Below are 23318 nucleotides of genomic sequence, written 5' to 3' on the forward strand. Positions count from 1 at the left end.
CACTCGCCGACTGTGATGCGGTGCTGTGTGCCGCTGCTGTGGGCATCGTCATCGTCCGCCCGGTGCTGATCAGACGACTGACATGCGCATCAGGAAGTCCTGAGGTCAGCACGAAGGCGGGGCGGCCCGTCTGCCGCCCCGCACGCCATCAAACGTCCAGATTCGCCACGCTGAGCGCATTCTCTTGAATGAACTCGCGGCGGGGCTCCACCACGTCGCCCATCAGGCGGGTGAAGATCTCGTCGGCGACGTCGGCCTGGTCGATCGCGACCTTGAGCATCGAGCGGTTGTTGGGATCGAGCGTGGTTTCCCAGAGCTGCTCGGCGTTCATTTCGCCCAGGCCCTTGTAGCGCTGTATCGCGAGGCCCTTGCGGCCAGCGGCGAGGATCGCCTCCAGCAGCTGCGAGGGGCGGGCCACCAGGGTTTCGCCCTTGCCGATCACCAGCGCTTCGTCCGCTTCGCCTTCGCCGTCCTCGATCGCGCCATCGAGCGTCGTGGCGGGGTTCGGCTCTTCGGTGCGCTCGGCAGCCTTTAGCGACACGAGCTTGCGCGCGTGATCGTAGAGGTCGGCGTGTTCGGCGGCGAGGCCGTGGAGCTTGCGCGCCTCGGCCGAGGCGACGAACGCCGCTTCGACGATGTGATGGTCGGTCACGCCGCGCCAGAAGCGCTGGAAGTGGAAGCCGCCCTCCGTCGTCATCTGCGCCGTCCAGCGTGCCTCGGGATCGCCCTGGTCGAGCCGGCGGGTGACTTGCGCGAGGCGCTGCGCGCGCTCCTCGGGCGCGACCTGCGGATCGAGCGCGCCGCCGAGCGCCAGCGTTTCGATGATCACCGGATCGTAGCGGCGCGGCACGTAGCGCATCAGCGTGCGCATGCGGCGGGCGTGCTCGACCAGGTTGAACAGCGGCCCGCCGGTGCCGACGCCATCGAGCGTCGTCGCCTGCGTGCCGTTGCGGACGAGGTAATCGTCCAGCGCGCCTTCGTCCTTCAGATACTCCACGGCCTTGCCGCGCGTCGCCTTATAGAGCGGCGGCTGCGCGATATAGAGGTGCCCGGCGTTGATGAGATCGGGCATCTGGCGATAGAAGAAGGTCAGCAGCAGGGTGCGGATGTGCGCGCCGTCGACGTCTGCGTCCGTCATGATGACGATCTTGTGGTAACGCAGCTTGTCGAGGTTGAACTCGTCGCGGCCGATGCCGGTGCCCATCGCCTGGATCAGCGAGATGATCTCCTTGGACGAGAGCATGCGATCCTCGCGCACACGCTCGACGTTCAGGATCTTGCCGCGGATCGGGAGGATCGCCTGGAATTCGCTGTTACGGCCCGACTTGGCCGAGCCGCCCGCGGAATCGCCCTCCACGATGAACAGTTCGGACTTGGCGGGATCCTTTTCGCGGCAATCGTGCAGCTTGCCCGGCAGGCCGCCGATCGAGCCCATCACCGTCTTGCGGCTGGCATCGCGCGCCTTGCGCGCGGCCTCACGCGCGGCGGCGGCGTCGATCACCTTCTGGATGATCTGGCGCGCATTCTGCGGGTTTTCCTCCAGCCAGTCGGCCATCTTGTCGGCCAGCAGGCTTTCGAGCGGCTGGCGCACCTCGGAGCTGACCAGCTTGTCCTTGGTCTGCGACGAGAACTTCGGGTCCGGCAGCTTGACCGAGACGATCGCGGTGAGACCCTCGCGCATGTCGTCGCCGGTGAGGGAGATCTTCTCCTTCTTCAGCATGCCGGACTTGTCGGCATAAGCGTTCAGCGTGCGCGTCAGCGCCGAGCGGAAGGCGGCGAGGTGGGTGCCGCCGTCACGCTGCGGGATGTTGTTGGTGAAGCAAAGGACATTCTCGTAGTACGAGTCATTCCACTGCAGCGCGACGTCGATGCCGATGTCGTCCCGCTGGCCGTTGATCGCGATCGGCTCCGGGAACAGGGCAGCCTTGGTGCGATCGAGCCACTTCACGAACGCGGCGATGCCGCCTTCGTAATAGAGCTCGACGGTCTTGGGCTCCTCGTGCCGCGCATCGGTGAGGAACAGGCGCACGCCCGAGTTTAGGAAGGCGAGCTCACGATAGCGGTGTTCGAGCTTGTCAAAATCGAACTCGGTGATCTTGAAGGTGGAAGGCGAGGGCAGGAAGGTGACGCGCGTGCCCTTCTGGCCCTCCGCCGCCTTGCCGACGACCTTCAGCGGCGCAACGGCATTGCCGAACGCGAAGCGCATGTAATGCTCCTCGCCGTCGCGCCAGATGGTGAGATCGAGGAATTCGGAGAGCGCGTTGACGACCGAGACGCCGACGCCGTGGAGGCCGCCAGAGACCTTGTAGGCGTTATCGTCCGAGGTGTTCTCGAACTTACCGCCGGCGTGGAGCTGGGTCATGATGACCTCGGCCGCCGAAACGCCTTCTTCCGGGTGGATGCCGGTGGGGATGCCGCGGCCATTGTCCGTGACGCTGACCGATCCGTCGGCGTTCAGCGTGATGTCGATCCGGTCGCAATGGCCGGCCAGCGCCTCGTCGATCGCATTGTCGCTGACCTCGAACACCATGTGGTGGAGGCCCGAGCCGTCGTCGGTGTCGCCGATGTACATGCCCGGCCGCTTGCGCACCGCGTCCAGGCCCTTCAGCACCTTGATCGAGGAGGCGCCGTAGTCGTTCGAATTCTGCTGTTCTGCCATGCCAAGGATATAGGCATTGCGGCGCTGCAACGAAAGCGAAATACAAGGCGTTGCGGGCGCTGCTGACGCCGCGGCGGCGTCACGTGGCGGATGCGAGCGATCGCCGCGCGGCGGCAGAGGAGCGCGCGCGATCAGGCGGGGTGCGCGGACACCTGAACAAGCGGCAGCGGCCGTTCGCGCAGCGTTAGGAACAGCACGGCCGCGCCGACAAGCGCAACGGCCGCCATGGTCAGGGCGGCGCTGTAATTCCCGGTCGCGTCGTGGAGGCGCCCGAAAGCGGTAATGCCGGTCGCGGTGCCGAACAGCGATATCATCACCAGCAGGCCATAAACTTCGCCATATGCGCGCAGGCCGAACAGGCGGGCGGCGAGGAACGGCAGCAGATCATGCTCGGCGCCGTTCATCAGCCCGGCGAAGAACACGGCGGCGACCAGCAGCGGCAGGCCGGGCGCCGGCACCTGAAGCACTACGAAGGCGAGCGCCGAGGCGGTGGCGAAGGCGGCGGCGGTCAGCTGCGGGCGGAAACGGTCCACCAGGGCCCCCATCACCAGCCGGCCGACGACCTGGCTCGCGGCGAAACTGGTAACCAGCAGCGCTGCCTCCGCCGTATCGAAGCCGCGGTCCATGCCGAACGGCACCAGCGACGTCACCAGCCCGACGCTGGCGATGTTGATCAGCGCCGCGGTGAGCGCGAGGCGCCAATAGCGGCTGTCGCGCCGCGTTTCGGCGCCGGTCATCCCCTCGATCACGACGGGTGACGGCGCGTGCGGGTTGGGCCGTGTCGTCGGGATCGGCTCGCCGCGAAGCAGCAGCAGCACGGCGGGGAGCGCGAGCGCTGAGACCACGAACCCGAGCGCGAGAAAGCCGACGCGCCAGCCATAAGCGGCGATCACCATGCCCACCACCGGCGCGAGCGCCAGCGAGGAAAGCGAAATGCCGGAGGTGGCGACGCCCAGCGCGATGCCGCGATGCGCGTGGAAGCGCTGCGAAATGAGCTTGCCGTACACGATCGCGCTGGTGCCCGGCACGGTGAGCGCGAGGCCGAAGATCAGAAGCTGATATTGCCACAGCGGCCCACTGAGCGAAGCCATGCCGGCATACACCAGGCCGAGCAGGATCATGGCGAGCAGGATGATCGCGCGCGCGCCGATCCGGTCGGCCAAGCGCCCGAGGAATGGGGCTGCCAAGCCGCCGAGCAGGCCCAAGCCGGCAGCGGTTGCAATGTCGCCCCGGCTCCAGCCGAATTCCGCGATTGGGCCGACAATGAACAGGCTTGAGAGGTTCTGGAACAGGCCGGGGCCGGTGCCGATGCCGATCATGGCTGCAGCGACGATCGGCCAGCCGCGTCGCCACTCGCCGGCGTTTGCCGGTCGCGGTGGTTGTCTCTCCATAGGGGGATGGTAGCGCGGCCAGCGCGCCCGTCCAGCCCGCTTGGCGAAACCGCCCGATGGTCTTTTGGTCAGCCCAACGCGATCCGAGTTGCGTCCTCTCCGATGGCGGCGAACAGGGCGGGCTCGGTGCCGGTCATCCAGACCTGCTGGTGATGCGCGAGGCGCGCGAACAAGGCGGCGCGGCGATCGGGATCGAGGTGGGCGGCGACTTCGTCCAGCAGCAGGATGGGCGACTGGCTGCGCCGCTCCGCGACCAGATCGGCATGGGCGAGAACGATGGCGAGCAGCAGCGCCTTTTGCTCGCCGGTGGAGGCCTGCGCGGCGGCAATGTCCTTGTCGAGATGACGAACGAGGAGGTCGGCGCGGTGCGGGCCGACGAGGGTGCGGCCCGCCGCGGTGTCGCGCGCGCGGCCCGCACGCAGCGCGTCGAGGAGTGCGGCGGCATCGTCGCTCCAGCCCTCCAGCGTCAAGGACGCCCGGGGAAAGTCTCCGTCCCGGGCCCGATCCAGTCGGCCCGAGAGCGCGGCCACCGTCTCGGCGCGGGCGGTGGCGACGGCGGTGCCATGCTGCGCCATTTGCGTTTCCAGTGCGGACAGCCATTCGGGGTCGGGGTATGGCTCAGCAAGGAGCTTGTTGCGCGCACGCATGGCGGCTTCGTAGCGGCTTGTCTCGGTCGCATGCGCCGGGGCGAGGGCGAGCGTCAGGCGATCAAGAAAGCGGCGCCGCTCGCTGGCGGGCTCGACGAAGAGCCGGTCCATTGCTGGGGTGAGCCACAGGACGGAAAGCCACTCGGCAAGCGTGTTGGCGGCGGCGCTGGCGCCGTTGATGCGCACGACGCGCCGCTCAGGGGCGCCAGCCAGGGCGCCCGTGGCGATCTCGGTCTCGTTATCGAGCGTGGCGGCAACGCCGAACCCACCCGGACCGTCACGCCGGGCGATCTCACCCAGGCTGGATCGCCGCAAGCCGCGGCCGGGGGCCAGCAGCGATACGGCCTCCAGCACGTTCGTCTTGCCCGCCCCATTAGGGCCGGTAAGCAGCACGAAACCGGGCGCGGGCGGAAGCGTCAGCGTCGCATGGTTGCGGACATTGGTCAGCACGAGCCGGCGGATCATCCGGCCGGCTTTAGTTTGGCTTCGGGAAAGGCGGAAGTGGTTCACGCCTGCCGGGCGTTGAAGCGGGCCGGGAAAGCCGACGCGCGTGTTACCGATCGACGGCTTTCGGTGACGCGGGTCGGGCGTGCGGGATGTGAAAGGCGGCGGCAGATCCGCTGGGCAGGGAAATGCAACGGCCGGAGCCGCGAGCCGGGGAAGTATCCGGGTTTTAGCCCTGAACCGTCTGCCCCGCGGGGGACGATGCCCGCGGAGGTGGGCAATGGCCAGGCGAAGAAGCCAAGCCAACAGGTCGTTGGTCGCGCCTACTCGGCCTACCTAACAAAACGGGAGGGAAGCAGACTTCCCTCCCGAAATAGGTCAGGCAGCGAGTGCCTGCGGTTCCTGGGCCGGCTCTTCGCGGCGCTGGCTGAGATAGGAGGCCATTTCGTCGCCAAGCTCTTCCTGCGCGCGGCGGTACAGCACCGGCTCGGTCAGGCCGAGGCGCTTGCGGGCGGCGCCGAGCGGCTCGTCCATGAGCTTGATATAGTCTTCGCCGGCGAGCCACTTGGCGGCCTTGCCGCGCTGATATCCCTCGATCACCGCGCGGGCGAACAGCGTGCCCTTGGTGATGCGCACGCTCTTGAGCGCGGCGGCCGAGCCGATGAACGCCCAGCCGGCACCGCCGACCTGCGCATAGCTGAACGCCACCAGCGCCGCTTCGCCCAGGCTTTCGTCAGCCTTGTAGCCGGTCAGGACGTGCCAGATGTCGTGAATGTCGCGCGTGCGGCGGCCGAACCACGCATAGGGGTGGTCGATCTCGACATTGGCGTTGCCCTCGCGGCTGACCGCAACGAGGCCGTCCGCCGAATAACCGGTGCTGTCTAGGAAATCGCGGTAGGCGGCGCCGACGGTACCGGGGGCGAAACCATCCACCCAGGTGCGATCGGAGAAGCGCTCGGCCAGTTCGGCCTGCTCGCGCGCGATCCGTCCGCCTTCTTCGGTGCCGAGGAGCTTGGCATAGCCCCATTCCGTGCTGCCGACGTTCAGCGCGCGCATGATGCGAAACACCTGAACCGTATCATCGCCATTGTTCAGCAGCTTCTTGATGGCGTCGAGCGCCGTGTTCCAGTCACGACGACCGGTGCTGCCGGGGAAAGGGGGAAGCTTTGCAGCCATGTTGATCGACTCCTACTGACAAGACTGTCAATAGCAGTGCCGAACGGTTTCGTCAACGACGGGTTCCGCGATTGCGCCCGGCCGGCAATGTTCAAGGCGCCGTGCCTTGCCGGCGACAGACGAGCTCAACTGATCGATTGCAGGGTGCGGCGTGTGATTGAGCGGGATGGATCGCAGACGGAAGCGGCATGCCGTCCTGCCCCGGCGGGCGAGACCCGGCCGATCGATTCTGCGCCGCTCAGAACGTTCCATTAACAAGCGTCGTCTACAGGGCGCCGCGGGGCAGGGGATAAAGATGCTGCGGTTCTGGATATGAGTTGGCGTTTACGTATGGCGGGCGACCTTGGGCAGCAGTTGCCCGGGTGGTCCGTGACGCGGTGGCTGGTCGAGCCGGGCGGGGACATTCCTGACAGCACGCGGCGTACACTCCTGCGCAGCCTGTACAGCACGCTTCCGATCTTTGCAGGCGGCGTGTTGAACACCATTGCCGTGTCGACGCTCATCGCTGCGCGCATGCAGACAACGGCTGCTTATGTGTGGGTCGCGCTTGAGGTGCTGCTGGCCGCGCTGCGGCTGCCGACGCTGTATTTCGGGCACAAGGCCATGCGGGAGGGCAAGCGCGGACCGACCGATCTCTATATCACGCTTGCCGTGCTCTGGGCCGCCAGCGTCGGCTATGGCACGTTCATGTGCGTGGCGAGCGGCGACTGGGTTGCCGCGACGCTTGCCTGCCTCTCCGCCGCCGCGATGGTCGGGGGCATTTGCTTCCGCAACTTCGGAGCGCCGCGGCTCGTGGCGGTCATGATCGCGCTCAGCCTGGGGCCGTGCGTGATTGCCGGTGTTCTTTCCGGCCAGCCGATCCTGCTGCTGACGCTGTTCCAGATCCCGTTCTACCTCGCCAGCATGACGTCGGCGGCGTTTCAGCTGAACCGGCTGCTGGTGCGGACCATGAAGGCCGAGATGATCAACGATCATCATGCGCGGCACGACCCGCTCACCGGCTTGCTCAACCGCAACGGCCTGTCCCGCTGGGCGGGGGAACATGCGGCGCGCGCGGAGGCTGGGCTGGCCGTACTGTATCTCGATCTCGACTGGTTCAAGACCATCAACGATACGCTGGGGCACAAGGCCGGCGACGCCGTCTTGGTGGCCGTGAGCAAGCGCCTGCAGGAGATTGGCGGCCCCCATGTGCGCGTCGCGCGGATCGGCGGGGATGAGTTCGTGCTGGTCGCGGAGAATATCGGCCGCGACGGTGCGGAGCAGCTGAAGGCGCGGATCAGCGAGGCGGTGGCCGGGCAGGCCTATGTCGTGGCGGGGCAGAATGTGCATGTCGGCGCCAGCATCGGCGTGGCGCTTTCGGACGATCATGGTGGGACGCTGTCGGAATTGCTCGACGTGGCGGACATGGCGCTGCACCACGCCAAGACGAGCAACCGGGCCGCATGGCCGGCCATGGGCCGCGGCGGTGCCGAACCTGCGGTACGGCGGCGCGCGCTGCGGGTCGTGCACGCGCACACGAACTAGGCGGAAATCAGCGGCGCATCTGCACCCGGGAGCTATCGGGTGCGCTTACATCGCGGCTGACTGTTCAGACGGCTCTATCAGCTCTAGCCGATTGCCGAAGGGATCGGCGACCTAGCAGCGATGGTAGCCGGCGAGAGGCTCATCCCGGATGATCTCGATCCCGGCGCTCGCCAGGCGACGGATCAAGCCGCCGAGGTCCGCCACGGTGAAGGCCGGATGCGCTTTGCGGGCGGGCCTGAAATCCGCCTCCACCCCGAGGTGCACCCTTAGGTTGCCGTGTTCGAACCAGCACCCGCCTCGCTTCGCCAGATGCGGTGGCTTCGCTGTCTCCGGAATACCGAGGAGGCCCGCGTAGAAGCGGCGCGCTGCTTCCTCTTGCCCCGGCGGCAGGGCGATCTGCACGTGGTGGAGCGCTTCGACCCGCATGGCATCCTCCGGCCCGGCGCGACTGATCCGCCGAGCCTGATCGGTGTACACGATCTTGCGCGGAATGACGCGGGGGCTTTGGCTTAGATCATCAGTCCGCGCGGCCAGCTCGCTTACATTCCCTCGTACAACCCCGATCCGGGACTCTGCGTACAGCGCTCGTTTCGATCCCGTTCTAGCGACCAACTCGCCAAGCAAGATACAAGGAGTTGGCCATGAAATTGGTTGTCAGCGCTAGCCTTCTCGCACTCGCGATCGCTTCCCCTGCGCAGGCGCAGGTGCAAGCGGGTGACGTGCTGGTCCGGGCGCGCGCCATTGTCGTCTCCCCGACCGAAAAGGCGGGGACGGTTAAGCCGGGCTTTCCGACCGGATCGGTGAGCGTTTCGGACAGCGTCGCGCCGGAAGTCGACTTCACCTATATGTGGACGGACCATATCGGCACCGAGCTGATCCTTGCCACCACCAAGCACGACATCCGGGGTACTGGCTCCATCGCCGCGCTGGGCGACGTGGCGGACACGTGGGTGCTGCCGCCGACGCTGACGGTGCAATATCACTTCGCGCCCAAGGCCAAGATCCGCCCCTATGTGGGCGCGGGCGTGAATTACACGATCTTCTATTCGAGCGACGCGAGCCGCTCGCTGGAGAACGCGATCGGGAAGACCGACGTGAAGCTGAAGGATAGCTTTGGCTATGCGCTCCAGGCGGGTGTCGACGTGGACCTGACCAAGCGCGTGTTCCTGAACCTTGACGTGAAATATATCGACATCGACACGCGCGCGCGGCTGACCACGGGCGGGGCGGTGAACCGCGTCAACGTCAGCCTTGATCCGATTGTCCCGTCGATCGGGCTGGGCATGCGGTTCTGAAGGCGAGGGGCGGGCTGTGCGCCGCCTCCCATTGCTCGGCGATTGGCAGGTGAGCGATCATGCCCGCCGTAGCCCTCCAGTTCCCCGCACCTTCGTCTCGCTTTCTCTTTGGCCGGACGGCGGCTTTCGGGGATCGGCCTTCCGTGCTGCCGATACGGCTCAGTGCGGAAGGTAATCGCGCGCGTCGATCAGGCTGAAGCCGGGTGTCTCGCGGACGCATTGCTGCATTAGAGTCAGGTGGCCCGCGCCGATGAACACGATCATATGATCGCCCGGCTTGATCGCCTGCATCAGCTTCGCGCAAATCCCCAGGTTGCGGCGATACCATGTCGCCGTTGCTTCCAGGCCTGGCTGATCGTCGCCAGCGCCCAACTTCAACAGCTCTCGATAGAGGCTGTGCGTGTCGTTCGCTGCCACTGGATCGTTCAGCAGGCGTAGCGTCGCGGCGATCCCTTTCGTCTTGAGCGATTTCTCCTGCGCGGCGACATTCTTGTCGCTGACGGCGGTGACGCGATCGATGATGGCTTGCTTGCCGTGGGCCTGTGCAAAGGCGACCGCCAGTTCGAACGGCAGGTCCGCGGGCATGCCCAAGCCGTGGACCGCATCGATCTTCGACAATTTGGCGAGCGCAAAGCCGAGCTGCACGGTTTCGTCGCGGCTGGGGGGCAATGCTCCGTTCTTGTACTTCGCGTAAGCGGCCGATGCCGCGTCGTCGCGCCATTCCACCCCGATCGCCGTCGGCGAGAAGCGTGACAATGCCTGTACGATCGCCGTGATCTCACGCTGACGCTTCGGCGCGAGAACATCGTCGACCGCGAGGTTGCGATAATCCAGGCCGGGGTTGGCGAAGTGCATGGTGCCGACGATCATGACCTTTGTGGGAACGGGCATTTCGCCGGGCTGCTGCGCCGGCAGCGCCGGGGTGAGCATCAGCGCTGCTAGGCCTGCGATCAGGCGACAGGTCTTCATTCTCGTGGTCTCGCCGCTGTATTGCCAAGGTAGTACGGCTAGCGGCGCAAGCGCGTGCGGGCAAGCTCGAGCCACGCCGGCAGATTGATTGTCGGTCCGCAAGCAAACGCGGCGCTCCGCCCATTCCCGCTCGTTGGCCCGCGCAGGCTTCCGATTACACCGCCTTGCTCGCAGGGCGGGCGCGGGCGGCGCTTCGGTTATCGAAGGCGGCGGCGGCGAGGCGGGCGTAGGGGCGGCCTTGCAGCGTGATCCGGATCGTCCAGCCGCTGCGGTCCAGGATGCCCGTGGCGGCGAGGTTGTCGATCGCTGGGAGCGCGCCGGCGAGATGCGCGGGCGCGAGCCGGTGGCGGAGCGCAACGTCCTCCAGATCGACCGCGCCGTGGCACAGGATCCGCTCGATGATCTCGGCGCGCAGTCGGTCCTCCGCGGTGCGGTGACAGCCACGCACGCCGGAGAGCGTGTCGTTCAGCGCGCGCATGCGCCAGCTGCCGACATGCTTTTCGTTCTGCACCAAGAGGCCAGGGAATTGGCTGATCGAGGAGGCGCCGATGCCGATGACGACATCGGCCTGATCATCGGTGAACCCCTGGAAATTGCGGCGCAGCCGGCCGGTACGGGCGGCGACCGCGAGCGAATCCTCCGGCCGCGCAAAGTGATCGAACCCGACGGCGGCAAAGCCGGCCTCGACCAGCAGATCGTGCGCGAGCGCCGATTGCCAGAAGCGCGCCTTGGCACCCGGCAGCGTGGACGCGTCGATCATCCGCTGACGCGGCAGCATGGCAGGCAGATGCGCATAGCCGAACATCGCGACGCGGTCGGGCTCAAGCTGGCGTGCCCGGGCGATCGTTTCGGCGATGTCGTCAAGGGTCTGGGCCGGCAAGCCGTACATCAGATCGAGATTGATGCGTTCAATGCCATGCCGGCGCAGCGCGGCGATGCCGTTCGCGACCTGGCGGAATGGTTGGATACGGTTGATCCGCGCCTGGATGGCGAGATTGAACGTCTGCGCGCCAAGGCTGACGCGCGTGACGCCAGCGGCGGCGAGCGCCGCGGCATGATCGTCCGACAGCAGCCGGGGATCGAGCTCGGCGGCCCATTCGGCACCCTCGTCCACGCGAAAGCAGGTGCGGATCGTCTCGGCCACCGCGACGAACTGCGCCGGTGACAAGGCGTTGGGACTGCCGCCGCCAAAGTGCACCCGGTTGATGCTGCCTCCATACAAGGCGCCGACCGTCTGCATCTCGCGCGCGAGAGCCGCGACATAGGCGACCAGCCGCTCGGGGCGGCCGGTGGCGCCGGTGTTGCAGCCGCAATACCAGCAGATTTCCTGGCAATAGGGCACGTGGACGTAGAGCGAGGCACTGGTGCCGGCGTCCAGACCGCGCAACGCAGCGGCGTGATCCGAAGCGCCGACCGCGGGGGAGAATTCCAGCGCGGTCGGGTAGCTGGTGTAGCGCGGCGCCGGGCGCGCCGCGAGTTCGGGCAGGTAGAGGTGCTCGCTCACGGGTGCTCGTGCGCCTCCGGTGCCTGTTCGACCTTATCGGCGAGTTCGAATTCGTGCCACATGCCGTTCAGGATGCCGAAGCCGACCGCGAGGCCGAGGCCGAGAACCCAGGTGAAATACCACATGACGGCTGTTCCTCAGTAAAAGTCAGGATGGGTGGTCGCCTGGGCGGTGGTGACGCGGCCCCAGAGCACGCGATAGACCCAGGCGGTGTAGGCGAGCACGATCGGCAGGAAGACGATCGTCACGAACAGCATGATCTGCAGCGTGCGGTGGCTGGAGGAAGCGTTCCAGACCGTCAGGCTGGAATGCGCATCGATGCTGGACGGCAGGATGAACGGGAACATCGACAGGCCGACCGTGGCGATGATGCCGGTGGCGGCGAGCGAGGAGCCGGCGAAGGCGGCCCATTCCTTGCGGGTTACGATGCCGACGAGCGCCAGGACCGGACCGACGAAGCCGATGAGGGGGGCGATCATCATCCAGTGGTGGCGATCGTAATTGTCGAGCCAGGCGCCGGGCGCGGCCTCGCTCGCGGTGCGGAGCGGATTGGAGGCGGCGAGACCGTCAACGACGCCGACGATCCGGAAGCCGTAGCCGCCCCACGCCATGAACGCCCAGCCGACCGCGAAGAGCGCAACCGAAGCGACGGCGGCGATGGCGCCGAAGCGCTGCGCGCGATCGCGGACCGGGCCATGTTCCGCCTTGATGGCGAGCCAGGCGCTGCCGTGCAGGACGAGCATGGCGACGGACAGCAGGCCCGCAACAAGCGTGAAGGTGGTGAACAGGTCGAACAGGCCGCCTTCGAAGAAGGAGCGCAGATCGCTGTCGAGGCGGAAGGGTGCGCCCGAGAGGACGTTGCCGACCGCGACGCCGAAGACCAGCGCGGGCACAATGCCGCCAACGAAGAGCGCCCAATCCCAGCGGGTGCGCCAGGCGGGATCAGGCCGCTTGGAGCGGTATTTGAACCCGACCGGGCGCAGGATCAGCGCCGCCAGCACCAGGAACATGGCGAGGTAAAAGCCGGAGAAGCTGACGGCATAGACGAAGGGCCAGGCGGCGAAGATGGCGCCGCCACCGAGGATGAACCAGACCTGGTTGCCTTCCCACGTCGGCCCGACCGAGTTGATCACCATGCGGCGTTCGGCATCGGTTTTGGCGACGAAGGGCAGCAGCGCCGCGGTGCCAAGGTCGAAGCCGTCGGTGAGCGCGAAGCCGATCAGGAGGACGCCGAGCAGCGTCCACCAGATCACGCGCATCATTTCATAATCGAGAAATTCCATGGTCGTGCCTCCTTCAGGCGGCCAGCGGCAGGGCAACGATGCGCCCGGGCTCGGGGGTGGGCTCCTGATCTTCGACGGGGCCGTGCTTGATCGCGGCCAGGATCAGCCGGATCTCGATCACCGCCAGCGTGCCGTAGAGCGCGGTGAAGCCGATGATCGTGGTCCACAAAGCGGAGCGGGTGAGCGAGGATGCCGCAAGGAAGGTCGGCAGCACGCCCTCGATCGCCCAAGGCTGACGCCCCATTTCGGCGACCACCCAGCCAAGCTCGATCGCAACCCACGGCAGCGGGATGGCGATGACGCACAGGCGCAGGAACCAGCGGGTCGTCAGGTGCTTGCGGCGGCTGGCGACGACGAAGGCGGTGGCGAACAGCGCGATCATGAGGAAGCCGATCACCGCCATTGCGCGGAAGCTCCAGAACATCAGCGGGACGCTGGGCACCGTGTCCCAAGCGGCGGCTTCGATCTGTTGCGGCGTGGCGGCGCGCGGATCGGCTAACTGGCGCTTCAGCAGCAACGCATAGCCAAGATCGCGCTTATGCGCTTCGAACTGCGCGCGCGCGGCGACGTTCGACGGATCGGTTTTCAACACCTCGACGGCGGCATAGGCCTTTACGCCCGAGGCGATCCGCTCCTGCGCCTTCAGCACCAGCTCCGACATGCCGGTGACTTCCTTGTCGACACTGCGCGTGGCGATGAGGCCGAGCACCCATGGCACTTCCACCGAGTAGCGCGTGGTGCGCGCGACCGTGTCGGGCATGCCGAGCAGGGTCAGACCGGCGGGGCTTTCCTGGGTGTGCCAGGCGGCCTCGATCGCGGCGAGCTTCATCTTCTGGTTGTCGGTGAGGGCATAGCCGCTCTCGTCACCCAGCACGACGACGGAGAGCGAAGAGGCGAGGCCGAATGCTGCGGCGACCACCATCGAGCGGCGGGCGAATTCAATCCAGCGGCCCTTCAGCAGATAGAAAGCCGAGACGCCGAGCACCACCACAGAGGCGGCGACATAGCCGGCGCTGACGGTGTGGACGAACTTCGCCTGCGCGACCGGATTGAAGAGCACCGCGCCGAAATCCGACACTTCCATGCGCATGGTGTCAGGGTTGAAGGTGGCGCCGACCGGGTTCTGCATCCAGCCATTGGCGATGAGGATCCACAGCGCCGACAGGTTCGTGCCCAGCGCCACCAGGAAGGTGACGAAGAGGTGGCCCAGTTTCGACAGGCGATCCCAGCCGAAGAACATGAGCCCGACGAACGTCGCCTCGAGGAAGAAAGCCATCAGCCCTTCAATCGCGAGCGGCGCACCAAAGATGTCGCCGGCATAGTGCGAGAAATAGGACCAGTTCGTGCCGAACTGGAATTCCATGGTGAGCCCGGTGGCGACACCGAGCACGAAGTTGATCCCGAAGATTTTGCCCCAGAAGCGCGTCACCTGGCGCCAAATCTCACGGCCCGTCATCACATAGATCGACTCCATGATGACCAACATGAAACTGAGCCCCAGCGTGAGGGGCACGAACAGAAAATGGTACAATGCGGTCAGCGCGAATTGCAGCCGCGATAAGTCTACGACGCCGGCGTCCATGCCCGGTTTCTCCCTGATGCCGGACCAGCCGGCTCGTTCTGCCCGCGCTGGTTAGGAGCGCCGGAGCGGCGGCGGCATTGTGGACTTCCCGTATTCGATGGCGGCGCTCCAATCGGTAGCGGTCGGGCATGGCTGTTCTTGCACTCGACCGAAGCACCGCTGCCGCGCGCCGCGCCTATCTGAAGCAGGTGGTGGGCGACGGCGGACGGGCGCGCCTGTCCACCAGCCTCCTGCTGCTCGATAGCGTGGCGGCGATCGGATTTGCCGCGGGACTGGCGGGCGCGGTGAGTGCGCTGGTGGCGGGATTGCCGCTGTGGCACTGGGTGGCGCTGACCGGGCTGTCCGGGGTTGCCCGCGGGCTGTGCGTATGGGGCGCCGCGCGGATCGGCGCGCGCGGGGCGAGCGCGGCGAAGGGTCGGCTGCGTGAGCGCATCGTCGCGGCCGCGCTGAACCGCGCACCTGGCGCGGCGCGCACCAGTGGCGAGCTGCTGCAAGCCGCTGTTGACGAGGTGGAGGCGATCGACGGCCATGTCGCCCGTTTCCTGCCGGCGCGTCAGGCCGCCGCGCTTGCGCCGATGATCGTGCTTGCGGCCATTGCCGCCGCCAGCCCGGTCGCCGCGGCGATCCTGTTTGCGACGCTGGTGCCGTTCATCTTTGCGCTCGTCCTCGCCGGCGGGGCGGCGGCGGATCAGTCGCGGCGGCAGTTTGCGGCGCTTGCGCGCCTGTCAGGGCTGTTCGCCGACCGGCTGCGGGCATTGCCGGTGGTGCTGGCGTTCGATGCGCCAGCGCGCGAGGCGGAGCGGCTGGGCACGGCGGCGACAGATGTCGCCGATCGCACCATGCGGGTGCTGCGCGTCGCGTTCCTCTCGTCGGGCGCGCTGGAATTCTTCTCGGCGCTGTCAGTCGCGCTGGTGGCGGTTTACTGCGGCTTCAACTTGCTGGGGCTGCTGCCGTTTCCCGTGCCGGAGACGCTGGACCTCGCCAGCGCCTTTTTCGTGCTGGCGCTGGCGCCGGAATTCTACGCGCCGCTGCGCCGGCTTGCCGCCGCCTATCACGACAAGCAGGCGGCGGAGACCGCGGCGGATCGCCTGTCCGCCGTCGAGCGCGAAGCGGCGCCGTCTGTCTGCGTCAAGGTGGCGGAGGGCGCGCCGGCGCTGAGCTTTGCTGGTGTTTGCGTCCGTTACGATGGCGCGGACCGTGCCGCGGTCGCGGAGGTGACGTTCGACGTTGCGCCGGGCGAGATCGTCGCTTTGTGGGGCCCATCCGGGAGCGGCAAGACGAGCCTGTTGCGCCTGTTGCTGGGGCTGGCGCCGATCGCCGCGGGGAAGGTGCGTGTGAACGGCGAGCTGCTGCCCCTGGGTGGCAGCGTGGCCGCGCGTGCTTCCTGGCTGGGGCAGAATACGCTGCTGCTGCCAGAGACGATTGCGCACAACATCGGCCTGGCCGATCCCGGTGCCAGTCGCGCGTCTGTCGAGGCAGCGGCGCGGCAAGCGGGCTTGGCAGCGATGCTGGCGGCGCGGCCGGACGGCCTCGATACTCGGCTGGATGCGCGGGGCAGCGGCCTCTCCGGTGGTGAGCGCCGGCGCATCGGGCTGGCCCGCGCGATCCTGAAGCCGGCGCCACTGCTGTTGCTCGACGAGCCGACCGCGCATTTCGATGCGGCCGCGGAGCGCGAGATGATCGACACGATTGCGCAGGCCGCAAAAGGACGAACCGTTCTGATGGCAACGCACAGCGAAGCGCTCGCGGCGATCGCCGGCCGGATCATTTCCCTGGAGCGACTGGCATGACCAACCTTGCTGTACTGATCGCGCGTGAGACGGCGCGGGAGCGGCGCACCTTGGTGCGTGCGGCGATCCTTGCCTCGCTGGTTACCGCCGCGTCGGTGGCGCTGCTGGGCCTGTCCGGCTGGTTCATCACGGCCGCGGCGTTGGCCGGGGCGGCAGGGGCGGCCGCTGCGATGGCGTTCAACTACATGCTGCCGAGCGCGACGATCCGCTTGCTGGCGATCGTGCGCACGGGCGCGCGCTATGGCGAGGCGCTGGCGAGCCACGCGGCGGCGCTCGGTGCAGTGGCGCGCGTGCGGCCGGCGATCTTCCGCGGGGTCGCCGCCTTGCCGATCCGACAGGCGCTGGCCGTGACGAGTGGCGACGTCACCGCGCGGGTGGTGAATGACCTGACTGCGATCGAACATGATCTGGTGCGCCGCAGTGCAGGTCCCGCGGCACTTTCGGCCATGCTGAGCGGTGGTGCGCTGGCGGGGATTGGCGGCCTTTTGCCCGCTGTCATCATTGCGGCCACGGCGGCCGGCGTGCTGATGCTGGCGCGTCTGATCGTTCGGCCGCTGGCGGCGCATGCCAGCGCGGCGCAGGCGCATAATGGCGCGTTGAAGCAGCGCATGAGCCTGTTGCTGGAGTCCGCACCGGAATTGCGGTGCTTCGGTCTCGAGCAATCGGCCGCGGCGGAGATCCGGCGCGAGGCGGACGCGTTAAACGCTGCGCAGCTTGCCTGTGCGGATGTCCATGCGCGGATCACCCTGTTGCACGTTGCCGCGATCGGCGGCAGCGCGGCGGCGGTGTTCGCGCTAACAGCCCCAGCCGGCGCGCCGATCGCGGCCATGGCTGTGCTGGCCGCAGCGATGACGATCGACGGGCTGGCGCCGTTGATCCGGCGGATCGCAGGGCGCGCGGAGGTGGCGTGCGCGCACGCGCGGCTTGGGGACTTGCTGGGCGAAGCGGATACGGCTGCGCCGATGCGGTTTGCGGCGCCGACCGTGGCCTTCGAGCCTGACGCGGCGATTGCGCATGGCGGCAGGATGGCGATCACGGGGGCATCCGGTTCGGGCAAGACGACGCTGATCGAAAGCCTGCTGAGCTTGCGGTCGGTGAAGCCGCGCACCGCGTGGCTCGACGGGGTCGATATCGCCTATGTCGCGCCCAAGACCTTGCGCGCGGCGTTCGCCTGGCTGCCGCAGGATGCGGCGCTGATTTCCGGAACGGTGCGCGACAATCTGCTGATGGCTGATCCCGCCGCCAGCGACGACGCGCTTTGGGCGGTGCTGGCGGACGCAGCAATGGACGCGCGGGTCCTCGCGATGCCCGATGGGCTCGACACATGGGTGGGGGAGAATGGCGAACGGCTGTCCGGCGGGGAGCGTCGGCGGATCGCCCTTGCGCGCGCCTATCTGCGCCCGGCGCCCTGGCTGCTGCTGGATGAGCCGACCGAAAGCCTTGATGCCGAGACGGAAGCGCAGGTGGTGAGGCGGCTGGAGGAGCGGCTGCGGCGGACGGGGCAGGGCCTGCTGCTGGCGAGCCACCGGTCTTTGCCCCAAGGGTTGTGCAGCCAGCGCCGTTCGGTGGAGCTGGCCTGAATGACGTGGAGCGACGCAGGGGGCTGGCGGATCAAGACCCCTGCATGTCCGTACATATCCCAATGGAAGGGCAGATCGCGCACGCCGATAACCCGTGGTTCTTGCAGGAGAGGGTAACGGCATGACAGCGACAGCCGATCAGACGCGAGATCAGCGCCGCGTGGTGCTGCTGGTCGAGGACGAGGACGCCGTGCGGCGCTCGTTGCAATTGTTTCTGACGGGACGGGGCTATCATGTGCGTGCCTATGCCGCCGCGGCGACGCTGCTCGGCGATCAGTCGCTGGACGATGCGCGCTTGCTGGTAGCCGACTATCGCCTGCCCGATAGCGATGGCGTTCAGCTGCTGACGACGATGCGGCAACGCGGCTGGCATGGCCGCGCGATCATGATGACAGGGCATGGCACCGAGCAGTTGGAAGGCGCGGCGCGCGCTGCCGGCTTTGCGGCCGTGATGGGCAAGCCGCTGCAGCATCAGCAATTGCTGTTGGCGCTGGAGGGCAGCGGGCGCTGACACGGCGGCGCATCGTGATATGAACGAGGCGAGCACGCCGGATGGCACCGGTGCGGACACGGCCTTTGGAGCAACAGTGGCGGCATTCTGGTCCGGTGAAAGGCAGCGCGATGTTGCGCGGTATGGCGTTGCCGTGCTGGCCGTGGCGGCCGCGCTGGCGCTTCGGCTCGCGCTTGACCCGTGGCTGGACGATGCGGCGCATTATCTGCTCTTCACGGCCGCCGTGGTCGTCGTGGGGGTCTTCGGCGGGCCAGGACCGGCCGTTTCTGCTACCTTGCTGGCCACATGTGCCGCCCAGTTGCTTGGCGGGGCGGGCGGTGCGCCTGCAATCGTCGAGTTGCTGGCGTTCTGGGGAACGTCGGCGGTCCTGATCTGGGTCGCCAACCATATCAGCACATTGCGCCGCCTGTCGGCGGAAAGCAGACGGCGGGCAGAAATGCGCGCGGCGGAGGCGAAGGACCTTGCCGACGAATTGAACCTGCTGATCGACAGCGCGGCTGGCTATGCGATCTACATGCTCGATCCCGACGGCCGGGTGACCTTGTGGAACCGGAGCGCGGAACGGCTGAAGGGATGGACCGCGGCGGAGATCGTCGGCCAGCCGGCCGAGCTATTCTACCCTGCGACGGCGCGCGCGGCGGGCAAGCCGCAGCAGGATCTGGAAACGGCGCGGCGGCTGGGCAGGATGGAAGAAGAGGATTGGCGCATCCGCAAGGACGGATCCGAGTTCCTCGCCCATATCGCCTTGACCGCGCTGCACGATACATCGGGCAAGCTGCGCGGATTCGGCAAGGTGATCCGGGACGTGACGGAGCAGCGCGCCCGTGAACGCCAGCTGCTCGCCAGCGCCAATCAGTTTCGCTCCATTCTTGCCACCGTGCCCGATGCGATGATCGTGATCGATGATGTTGGGCAGATCCTATCGTTCAGCGCAGCGGCGGAGCGCCTGTTCGGCTTCACCGAGGCGGAGGTGCACGGACGCAACGTCAGCGTGCTGATGCCCTCACCGGACCGGGAGGCGCATGACAGCTATATCGCGCGATACCTTGCCACCGGCGAACGGCGGATCATCGGGCGCGGGCGAACGGTCGTCGGCGCGCGGCGCGATGGCAGCACGTTTCCGATGGAGCTGTCCGTCGGCGAGGCGATCACGGAGGGCGAGCGGATCTTTACCGGCTTTATCCGCGACCTGTCGGAGAAGCAGGCCGCCGACGCCCGCATCGAGGCGCTGCGTGCCGATCTGATCCATGTCTCCCGCGTCAGCGCGATGGGGACCATGGCCTCGACGCTTGCGCATGAGCTGAACCAGCCGATCACCGCCGTCGCCAATTACGTGCGCGGCGTGCGGGATCTGCTCGAGCGGCCGGACGAAGACGATTTCCCGATGATCATCGAAGCCCTCGATGATGCGAAGAACGAGGCGCTGCGTGCCGGCCATATCGTGCGGCGGCTCCGGGAATTCGTGGCGCGCGGCGAGGTGGAGCGAAGCGTCGAGGACCTGCCGGCGCTGATCGAGGAAGCATCGAAGCTGGCGCTGATCGGTGCCGGTGAAAAGGGCGTTGCCGTTTCCTTCGACATCGACCCGCAAGCCTCGCCCGTGCTGGTGGACAAGGTGCAGTGCCAGCAGGTGCTGATCAACCTGATGCGCAATGCGGTGGAAGCGATGGAATGCTCCCAAGTGCGCGAGCTGTGCGTCAGCACCCGGCTCGCCCCGAAGGGCATGGCGCAAGTGACGATTGCCGACACAGGGCCGGGCGTGCCAGCCGATGTCGCGGCCAACCTGTTCAGCGCCTTCAATAGCTCCAAGGCAAGCGGCATGGGATTGGGGCTTTCGATCTGCCGCACCATTGTGGAAGGTCTGGAGGGGCGGATCTGGATGGAGCCACGCGAGGAAAGGGGGACGCTGTTCCACTTCACCCTTCCGCTCGCGCGGGCGGAGGAGGACGAATGAGCGACGCACGGCTGATCCACATCATCGACGATGAAGACGCGGTGCGGCGTTCCGCCGGCTTCATCCTCAAGACATCGGGCTATGCGGTGAAGGCGTGGTGTTCGGGCGTCGAATTCCTGAAGGAAGTGCGCCACGTGGACGCCGGCTGCATCCTGCTGGATGTTCGCATGCCCGAAATGGACGGGCTGGAGGTGCAGCGCACGTTGCAGGAGCGCGGCGTGACTATGCCGGTGATCATCCTGACCGGGCACGGCGACGTTGGCACGGCCGTGCGGGCGATGAAGCAAGGGGCGGTCGATTTCATCGAGAAGCCGTTCGAGAAAGAGGTGCTGATCCGCGCGATCACGGCTGCCTTCGAACGGCTGGACGCGACCAAACATGCCGACAGCAGGGCGGAGGAGGCCAGTGTGATCATCGCCGGGCTGACGGCGCGTGAGCGCGAGGTTCTGGAGGGGCTGGCGCAGGGCCTGCCCAACAGGACCATTGCCTATGATCTGGGGATTTCGGCGCGCACCGTGGAAGTGCACCGGGCTAATGTGATGGCCAAGCTGGACGCCCGAAGCCTTTCCGAAGCGCTGCGGATCGCCTTTGCCGCGGGTCTGGGCAGCGAGAAGAGCTGAACGATGCCCCTCTTCAAAGGGGGGGAGTACGCGAGTCGCGGATCGCTGTTGTTCAAAGAGTGCTGCCTCAATGCTTAGCGGTAAATACTCGGCGGGACGGTTTGATATAGGCGAACCCTGCGGGTGGATGGGAGCTTTGATCCGTTGCGGCAGCTCATCGATGGCCGGTTCTTCTGAACGAATGAGTGATTTCTACGTAGCTTTGCGAATGGGGAGCGACGCGCGCGTTCTTTAGGTGAACTTCCGTCACAACGATGGAGGTTGCCATGAGGAACGTGCTTCTGCTGATCCACGACGACGAGGGTCAGGAAAGTCGCTATCAAGCCGCCCTGGACGTGACGCGGGCGGTTGGCGGGCACCTCACCTGCGTCGGCCTGACGATGATACCGGAATTCGTGGGCGATTACGTCGGCGCCACCAGCATGATCCTGGCCGATGAACAAACCGATCAAGCGGCCAACAAGACGCGCATGCTCGGGCGGCTGGAGCGCGAGGATGTCTCCTTTGACTGGGTCGACCGTACCGGCTTCACCGCGCAGACGATCCGCGATCATGCCGGGCTGGCTGATCTGGTTGTCCTGAGCTGCGGCGGTGGCGGGGACCTGACCGAGCAGATGAACGTGGCGATCGCGGATACGCTGCTTCAGGTGGGCAAGCCCGTGCTGGCAGTGCCGATGGACGCCGGGCCCTTCAACCTGTGCGGGCGGGCTTTGGTGGCGTGGGACGGCTCGGACGATGCCGAGGCAGCGCTCCGTGCCGCGGCACCGCTGCTGAGCAAGGCGGAGGACGTCACGATCTACTACACCGATGACGGATCGCTGCGCATTCCCGCCGAAGATGCGGCGCGGTATATCGCCCGCCACGGTGTGGAGCCCATCATCAAGTGCGAGCCGGCAGGAACGGGCCGCGCGGCGACGGCGATCCTTGAGGAGTGCCGAAAAGGGCGGCACGACTGGATCGTGATGGGGGCCTTTGGGCGCGGGCGCGTGATCCAGCAGATCTTCGGCGGGGCTACCCGGTCAATGCTGAAGGACTCGCCGGTGCCGCTGCTGCTGATGCACGACCGCTAAGCGTGGAGCGGGGGCGGGCGGCATCGGCCCGTCCCCGCCATCAGGGGTGAGATAGCCCGTCGCGTCAGGCGCCGGGGTGACGGGAAACGCACAGGCCGATCGCAGCGATCCGATCGACTTGCGCATAGGGCTCCTTGTCGAGCTCATCGCCGAAGATGTCGGGATCCAGCACGCGATAGTCATAGTCGAAGCCGGTCGCCGGCATCGCTTCGCCCAGCGCATCCCGAACGACATCGCGCCCCGCCACAATCGAGACTCCCGTGTGCATCACAAAACGGCCGCCCGGCGCCAGCCTGGTCATTGCGGCCAGCGTCCAGTCGAGCGAGAGCTTGCCACCGTAGAGGTCTCCGCCGTCGCGATAGGCGCGCCGATCGGGATCGATCATGAACGGCGGATGCGAGACGATGAGATCAAAGGGACCGTCCACGTCCTGCGGCGATTGCGCACGCGTGGTCCGATGATCGATGCCGGCAAAGGTCGCGTTTACCGAGGCGAGCGAGAGCGCCTTGGGATTGATGTCCGCCAGGGTGAGGAGCGCATTGCCGTGCAGGGCAGCGGCGACGATCCCGCCGACACCCGCACCTGCGCCATAATCCATGATCCGCGCTCTGGACGGCAGGCCCGAGAGGTTGCGGGAGATATAGTCGGCGAAGCGGTAGCTGTCCGGACCCAGGAACACGGCATCCTGCTGCTGCGTCGGATACCGCGAGTGCACGAACAATTGGCCGAAGACGTTTGATACGCGAACCGCTGCCCGGACCAGGCCGTCGGGGCGCCGCTCCAGCAAGGATGCTTGCTCCAGCGCGTGGAGGATCGCCGGGTCCAGCCGGTCAGCGTTGCAGGGGAGCGACCAACCCAGCAGATCAGCCGTGGTCGCGCCGACCTGACGATCGGGGCGTTGCAGCACACGGGCATGGGACGCGGGCGTGGGCGCGATGAAATCATAGTCTTGTGCGCGCAAATGCACCAATAAATCAAGCAACGCTGCCCGCGGCGCATCATCTGCCACCAAGGGAACAGCGCTGCCGCTTTCGGCGTTCATGCTAATCTGAGTTAAGTTCATGATATCGCCTGGGTTGTTGACGGTTCGTCAACAGTGAACCGGAGTGCAGGGGCTTTGTTCCGGTGGCGCCCGGGGCGATTAATCCTTGATCTTTGCTATGCGCGTTCAGGCGGATTTCCGCCAGCGGGATGCGGCGGGCGAACAGCGGCTCGTCCGAAGCTCGGTGAGGTCGGCGCGCTTCCGCCCGATATGGGCATAGGACACGCGCTCGGCGGCAAGGAGCACGTTGGCGTGATGCCAGCCCTTGCCTGGCTCCCGG

The 23318-nt window shown here is 66.9% G+C and carries 19 protein-coding genes; 8 read left to right on the forward strand and 11 right to left on the reverse strand.

Annotation, left to right across the window (positions count from 1 at the left end; translation table 11 throughout):
* Nucleotides 1-148 precede the first annotated feature (148 nt).
* The 4 genes from gyrB to SPMU_RS13535 form a co-directional block, all read right to left on the reverse strand.
* Nucleotides 149-2659, reverse strand: coding sequence for a DNA topoisomerase (ATP-hydrolyzing) subunit B (gene gyrB, locus SPMU_RS13520; RefSeq protein WP_088334715.1), 2511 nt, complete (start codon nt 2657-2659; stop codon nt 149-151).
* 131 nt (nt 2660-2790) lie between these two features.
* Nucleotides 2791-4050, reverse strand: coding sequence for an MFS transporter (locus SPMU_RS13525; protein WP_088334463.1), 1260 nt, complete (start codon nt 4048-4050; stop codon nt 2791-2793).
* Nucleotides 4051-4118: 68 nt separating this feature from the next.
* On the reverse strand, nt 4119-5162 hold the full coding sequence (recF, locus tag SPMU_RS13530; RefSeq protein ID WP_088334464.1) for a DNA replication/repair protein RecF: 1044 nt from the start codon (nt 5160-5162) through the stop codon (nt 4119-4121).
* A gap of 357 nt (nt 5163-5519) precedes the next feature.
* Entirely contained in the window at nt 5520-6317 is a 798-nt protein-coding gene (locus tag SPMU_RS13535; protein ID WP_088334465.1) for a Coq4 family protein, read from the reverse strand.
* 330 nt (nt 6318-6647) lie between these two features.
* Between SPMU_RS13535 and SPMU_RS17420 the strand changes: the two genes are divergently transcribed.
* Nucleotides 6648-7841, forward strand: coding sequence for a GGDEF domain-containing protein (locus tag SPMU_RS17420; RefSeq protein ID WP_088334466.1), 1194 nt, complete (start codon nt 6648-6650; stop codon nt 7839-7841).
* A gap of 111 nt (nt 7842-7952) precedes the next feature.
* On the opposite strand, the gene SPMU_RS13545 is transcribed toward SPMU_RS17420, so the two are convergent.
* Nucleotides 7953-8267 (reverse strand): VOC family protein, encoded by a 315-nt coding sequence (locus SPMU_RS13545; RefSeq protein ID WP_088334717.1) that lies wholly within the window; start codon nt 8265-8267, stop codon nt 7953-7955.
* 215 nt (nt 8268-8482) lie between these two features.
* Here SPMU_RS13545 and SPMU_RS13550 point away from each other — a divergent pair, with 215 nt between their 5' ends.
* Complete coding sequence (locus SPMU_RS13550; RefSeq protein WP_088334467.1) at nt 8483-9136, forward strand: OmpW/AlkL family protein; 654 nt, start codon at nt 8483-8485, stop codon at nt 9134-9136.
* A 159-nt stretch (nt 9137-9295) separates the two neighbouring features.
* On the opposite strand, the gene SPMU_RS13555 is transcribed toward SPMU_RS13550, so the two are convergent.
* From SPMU_RS13555 to SPMU_RS13575, 5 genes are all read right to left on the reverse strand, one after another.
* Complete coding sequence (locus SPMU_RS13555) at nt 9296-10105, reverse strand: DUF5694 domain-containing protein (protein WP_088334468.1); 810 nt, start codon at nt 10103-10105, stop codon at nt 9296-9298.
* Nucleotides 10106-10259: 154 nt separating this feature from the next.
* Nucleotides 10260-11609: an oxygen-independent coproporphyrinogen III oxidase gene (gene hemN, locus SPMU_RS13560; protein WP_088334469.1), complete on the reverse strand. Its 1350-nt coding sequence runs from the start codon at nt 11607-11609 to the stop codon at nt 10260-10262.
* Nucleotides 11606-11734 carry a cytochrome bd-I oxidase subunit CydX gene (gene cydX / locus SPMU_RS13565; protein WP_088334470.1) on the reverse strand — a complete coding sequence of 43 codons (129 nt, stop codon included), beginning with the start codon at nt 11732-11734 and terminating at the stop codon, nt 11606-11608. The genes hemN and cydX overlap by 4 nt, the downstream gene beginning before the upstream one ends.
* 12 nt (nt 11735-11746) lie before the next feature.
* The gene (gene cydB / locus SPMU_RS13570) at nt 11747-12892 is read right to left on the reverse strand and encodes a cytochrome d ubiquinol oxidase subunit II (protein WP_088334471.1); all 1146 of its coding nucleotides are present in this window, start codon (nt 12890-12892) and stop codon (nt 11747-11749) included.
* Nucleotides 12893-12905: 13 nt separating this feature from the next.
* Nucleotides 12906-14474 carry a cytochrome ubiquinol oxidase subunit I gene (locus SPMU_RS13575; RefSeq protein ID WP_088334472.1) on the reverse strand — a complete coding sequence of 523 codons (1569 nt, stop codon included), beginning with the start codon at nt 14472-14474 and terminating at the stop codon, nt 12906-12908.
* A 128-nt stretch (nt 14475-14602) separates the two neighbouring features.
* Here SPMU_RS13575 and cydD point away from each other — a divergent pair, with 128 nt between their 5' ends.
* The 6 genes from cydD to SPMU_RS13605 all read left to right on the forward strand — a co-directional run bounded on the left by cydD (nt 14603) and on the right by SPMU_RS13605 (nt 21996).
* Nucleotides 14603-16264, forward strand: coding sequence for a thiol reductant ABC exporter subunit CydD (gene cydD, locus SPMU_RS13580; protein WP_088334473.1), 1662 nt, complete (start codon nt 14603-14605; stop codon nt 16262-16264).
* Nucleotides 16261-17844, forward strand: a complete 1584-nt coding sequence (locus SPMU_RS13585) for an amino acid ABC transporter ATP-binding/permease protein (RefSeq protein ID WP_088334474.1) — start codon at nt 16261-16263, stop codon at nt 17842-17844. The genes cydD and SPMU_RS13585 overlap by 4 nt, the downstream gene beginning before the upstream one ends.
* Before the next feature lie 121 nt (nt 17845-17965).
* Complete coding sequence (locus tag SPMU_RS13590) at nt 17966-18355, forward strand: response regulator (protein ID WP_088334475.1); 390 nt, start codon at nt 17966-17968, stop codon at nt 18353-18355.
* Nucleotides 18356-18374: 19 nt separating this feature from the next.
* On the forward strand, nt 18375-20306 hold the full coding sequence (locus SPMU_RS13595; RefSeq protein WP_088334476.1) for a PAS domain-containing sensor histidine kinase: 1932 nt from the start codon (nt 18375-18377) through the stop codon (nt 20304-20306).
* Nucleotides 20303-20926, forward strand: coding sequence for a response regulator transcription factor (locus SPMU_RS13600; RefSeq protein ID WP_088334477.1), 624 nt, complete (start codon nt 20303-20305; stop codon nt 20924-20926). The genes SPMU_RS13595 and SPMU_RS13600 overlap by 4 nt, the downstream gene beginning before the upstream one ends.
* 266 nt (nt 20927-21192) lie before the next feature.
* Nucleotides 21193-21996 (forward strand): universal stress protein, encoded by an 804-nt coding sequence (locus tag SPMU_RS13605; RefSeq protein ID WP_088334719.1) that lies wholly within the window; start codon nt 21193-21195, stop codon nt 21994-21996.
* Nucleotides 21997-22060: 64 nt separating this feature from the next.
* On the opposite strand, the gene SPMU_RS13610 is transcribed toward SPMU_RS13605, so the two are convergent.
* Nucleotides 22061-23059, reverse strand: coding sequence for a methyltransferase (locus tag SPMU_RS13610; protein ID WP_088334478.1), 999 nt, complete (start codon nt 23057-23059; stop codon nt 22061-22063).
* Between the last annotated feature and the right edge of the window lie 259 nt (nt 23060-23318).

The sequence above is a fragment of the Sphingomonas mucosissima genome, from assembly GCF_002197665.1.
Lineage (GTDB): Bacteria > Pseudomonadota > Alphaproteobacteria > Sphingomonadales > Sphingomonadaceae > Sphingomonas > Sphingomonas mucosissima.

Coding starts and splice junctions, on each gene's coding strand:
- gyrB (WP_088334715.1), bottom strand. CDS start 2,659: ATGGCAGAACAGCAGAATTCGAACGACTACGGCGCCTCCTCGATCAAG.
- SPMU_RS13525 (WP_088334463.1), bottom strand. CDS start 4,050: ATGGAGAGACAACCACCGCGACCGGCAAACGCCGGCGAGTGGCGACGC.
- recF (WP_088334464.1), bottom strand. CDS start 5,162: ATGATCCGCCGGCTCGTGCTGACCAATGTCCGCAACCATGCGACGCTG.
- SPMU_RS13535 (WP_088334465.1), bottom strand. CDS start 6,317: ATGGCTGCAAAGCTTCCCCCTTTCCCCGGCAGCACCGGTCGTCGTGAC.
- SPMU_RS17420 (WP_088334466.1), top strand. CDS start 6,648: ATGGCGGGCGACCTTGGGCAGCAGTTGCCCGGGTGGTCCGTGACGCGG.
- SPMU_RS13545 (WP_088334717.1), bottom strand. CDS start 8,267: ATGCGGGTCGAAGCGCTCCACCACGTGCAGATCGCCCTGCCGCCGGGG.
- SPMU_RS13550 (WP_088334467.1), top strand. CDS start 8,483: ATGAAATTGGTTGTCAGCGCTAGCCTTCTCGCACTCGCGATCGCTTCC.
- SPMU_RS13555 (WP_088334468.1), bottom strand. CDS start 10,105: ATGAAGACCTGTCGCCTGATCGCAGGCCTAGCAGCGCTGATGCTCACC.
- cydX (WP_088334470.1), bottom strand. CDS start 11,734: ATGTGGTATTTCACCTGGGTTCTCGGCCTCGGCCTCGCGGTCGGCTTC.
- cydB (WP_088334471.1), bottom strand. CDS start 12,892: ATGGAATTTCTCGATTATGAAATGATGCGCGTGATCTGGTGGACGCTG.
- SPMU_RS13575 (WP_088334472.1), bottom strand. CDS start 14,474: ATGGACGCCGGCGTCGTAGACTTATCGCGGCTGCAATTCGCGCTGACC.
- cydD (WP_088334473.1), top strand. CDS start 14,603: ATGGCTGTTCTTGCACTCGACCGAAGCACCGCTGCCGCGCGCCGCGCC.
- SPMU_RS13585 (WP_088334474.1), top strand. CDS start 16,261: ATGACCAACCTTGCTGTACTGATCGCGCGTGAGACGGCGCGGGAGCGG.
- SPMU_RS13590 (WP_088334475.1), top strand. CDS start 17,966: ATGACAGCGACAGCCGATCAGACGCGAGATCAGCGCCGCGTGGTGCTG.
- SPMU_RS13595 (WP_088334476.1), top strand. CDS start 18,375: ATGAACGAGGCGAGCACGCCGGATGGCACCGGTGCGGACACGGCCTTT.
- SPMU_RS13600 (WP_088334477.1), top strand. CDS start 20,303: ATGAGCGACGCACGGCTGATCCACATCATCGACGATGAAGACGCGGTG.
- SPMU_RS13605 (WP_088334719.1), top strand. CDS start 21,193: ATGAGGAACGTGCTTCTGCTGATCCACGACGACGAGGGTCAGGAAAGT.
- SPMU_RS13610 (WP_088334478.1), bottom strand. CDS start 23,059: ATGAACTTAACTCAGATTAGCATGAACGCCGAAAGCGGCAGCGCTGTT.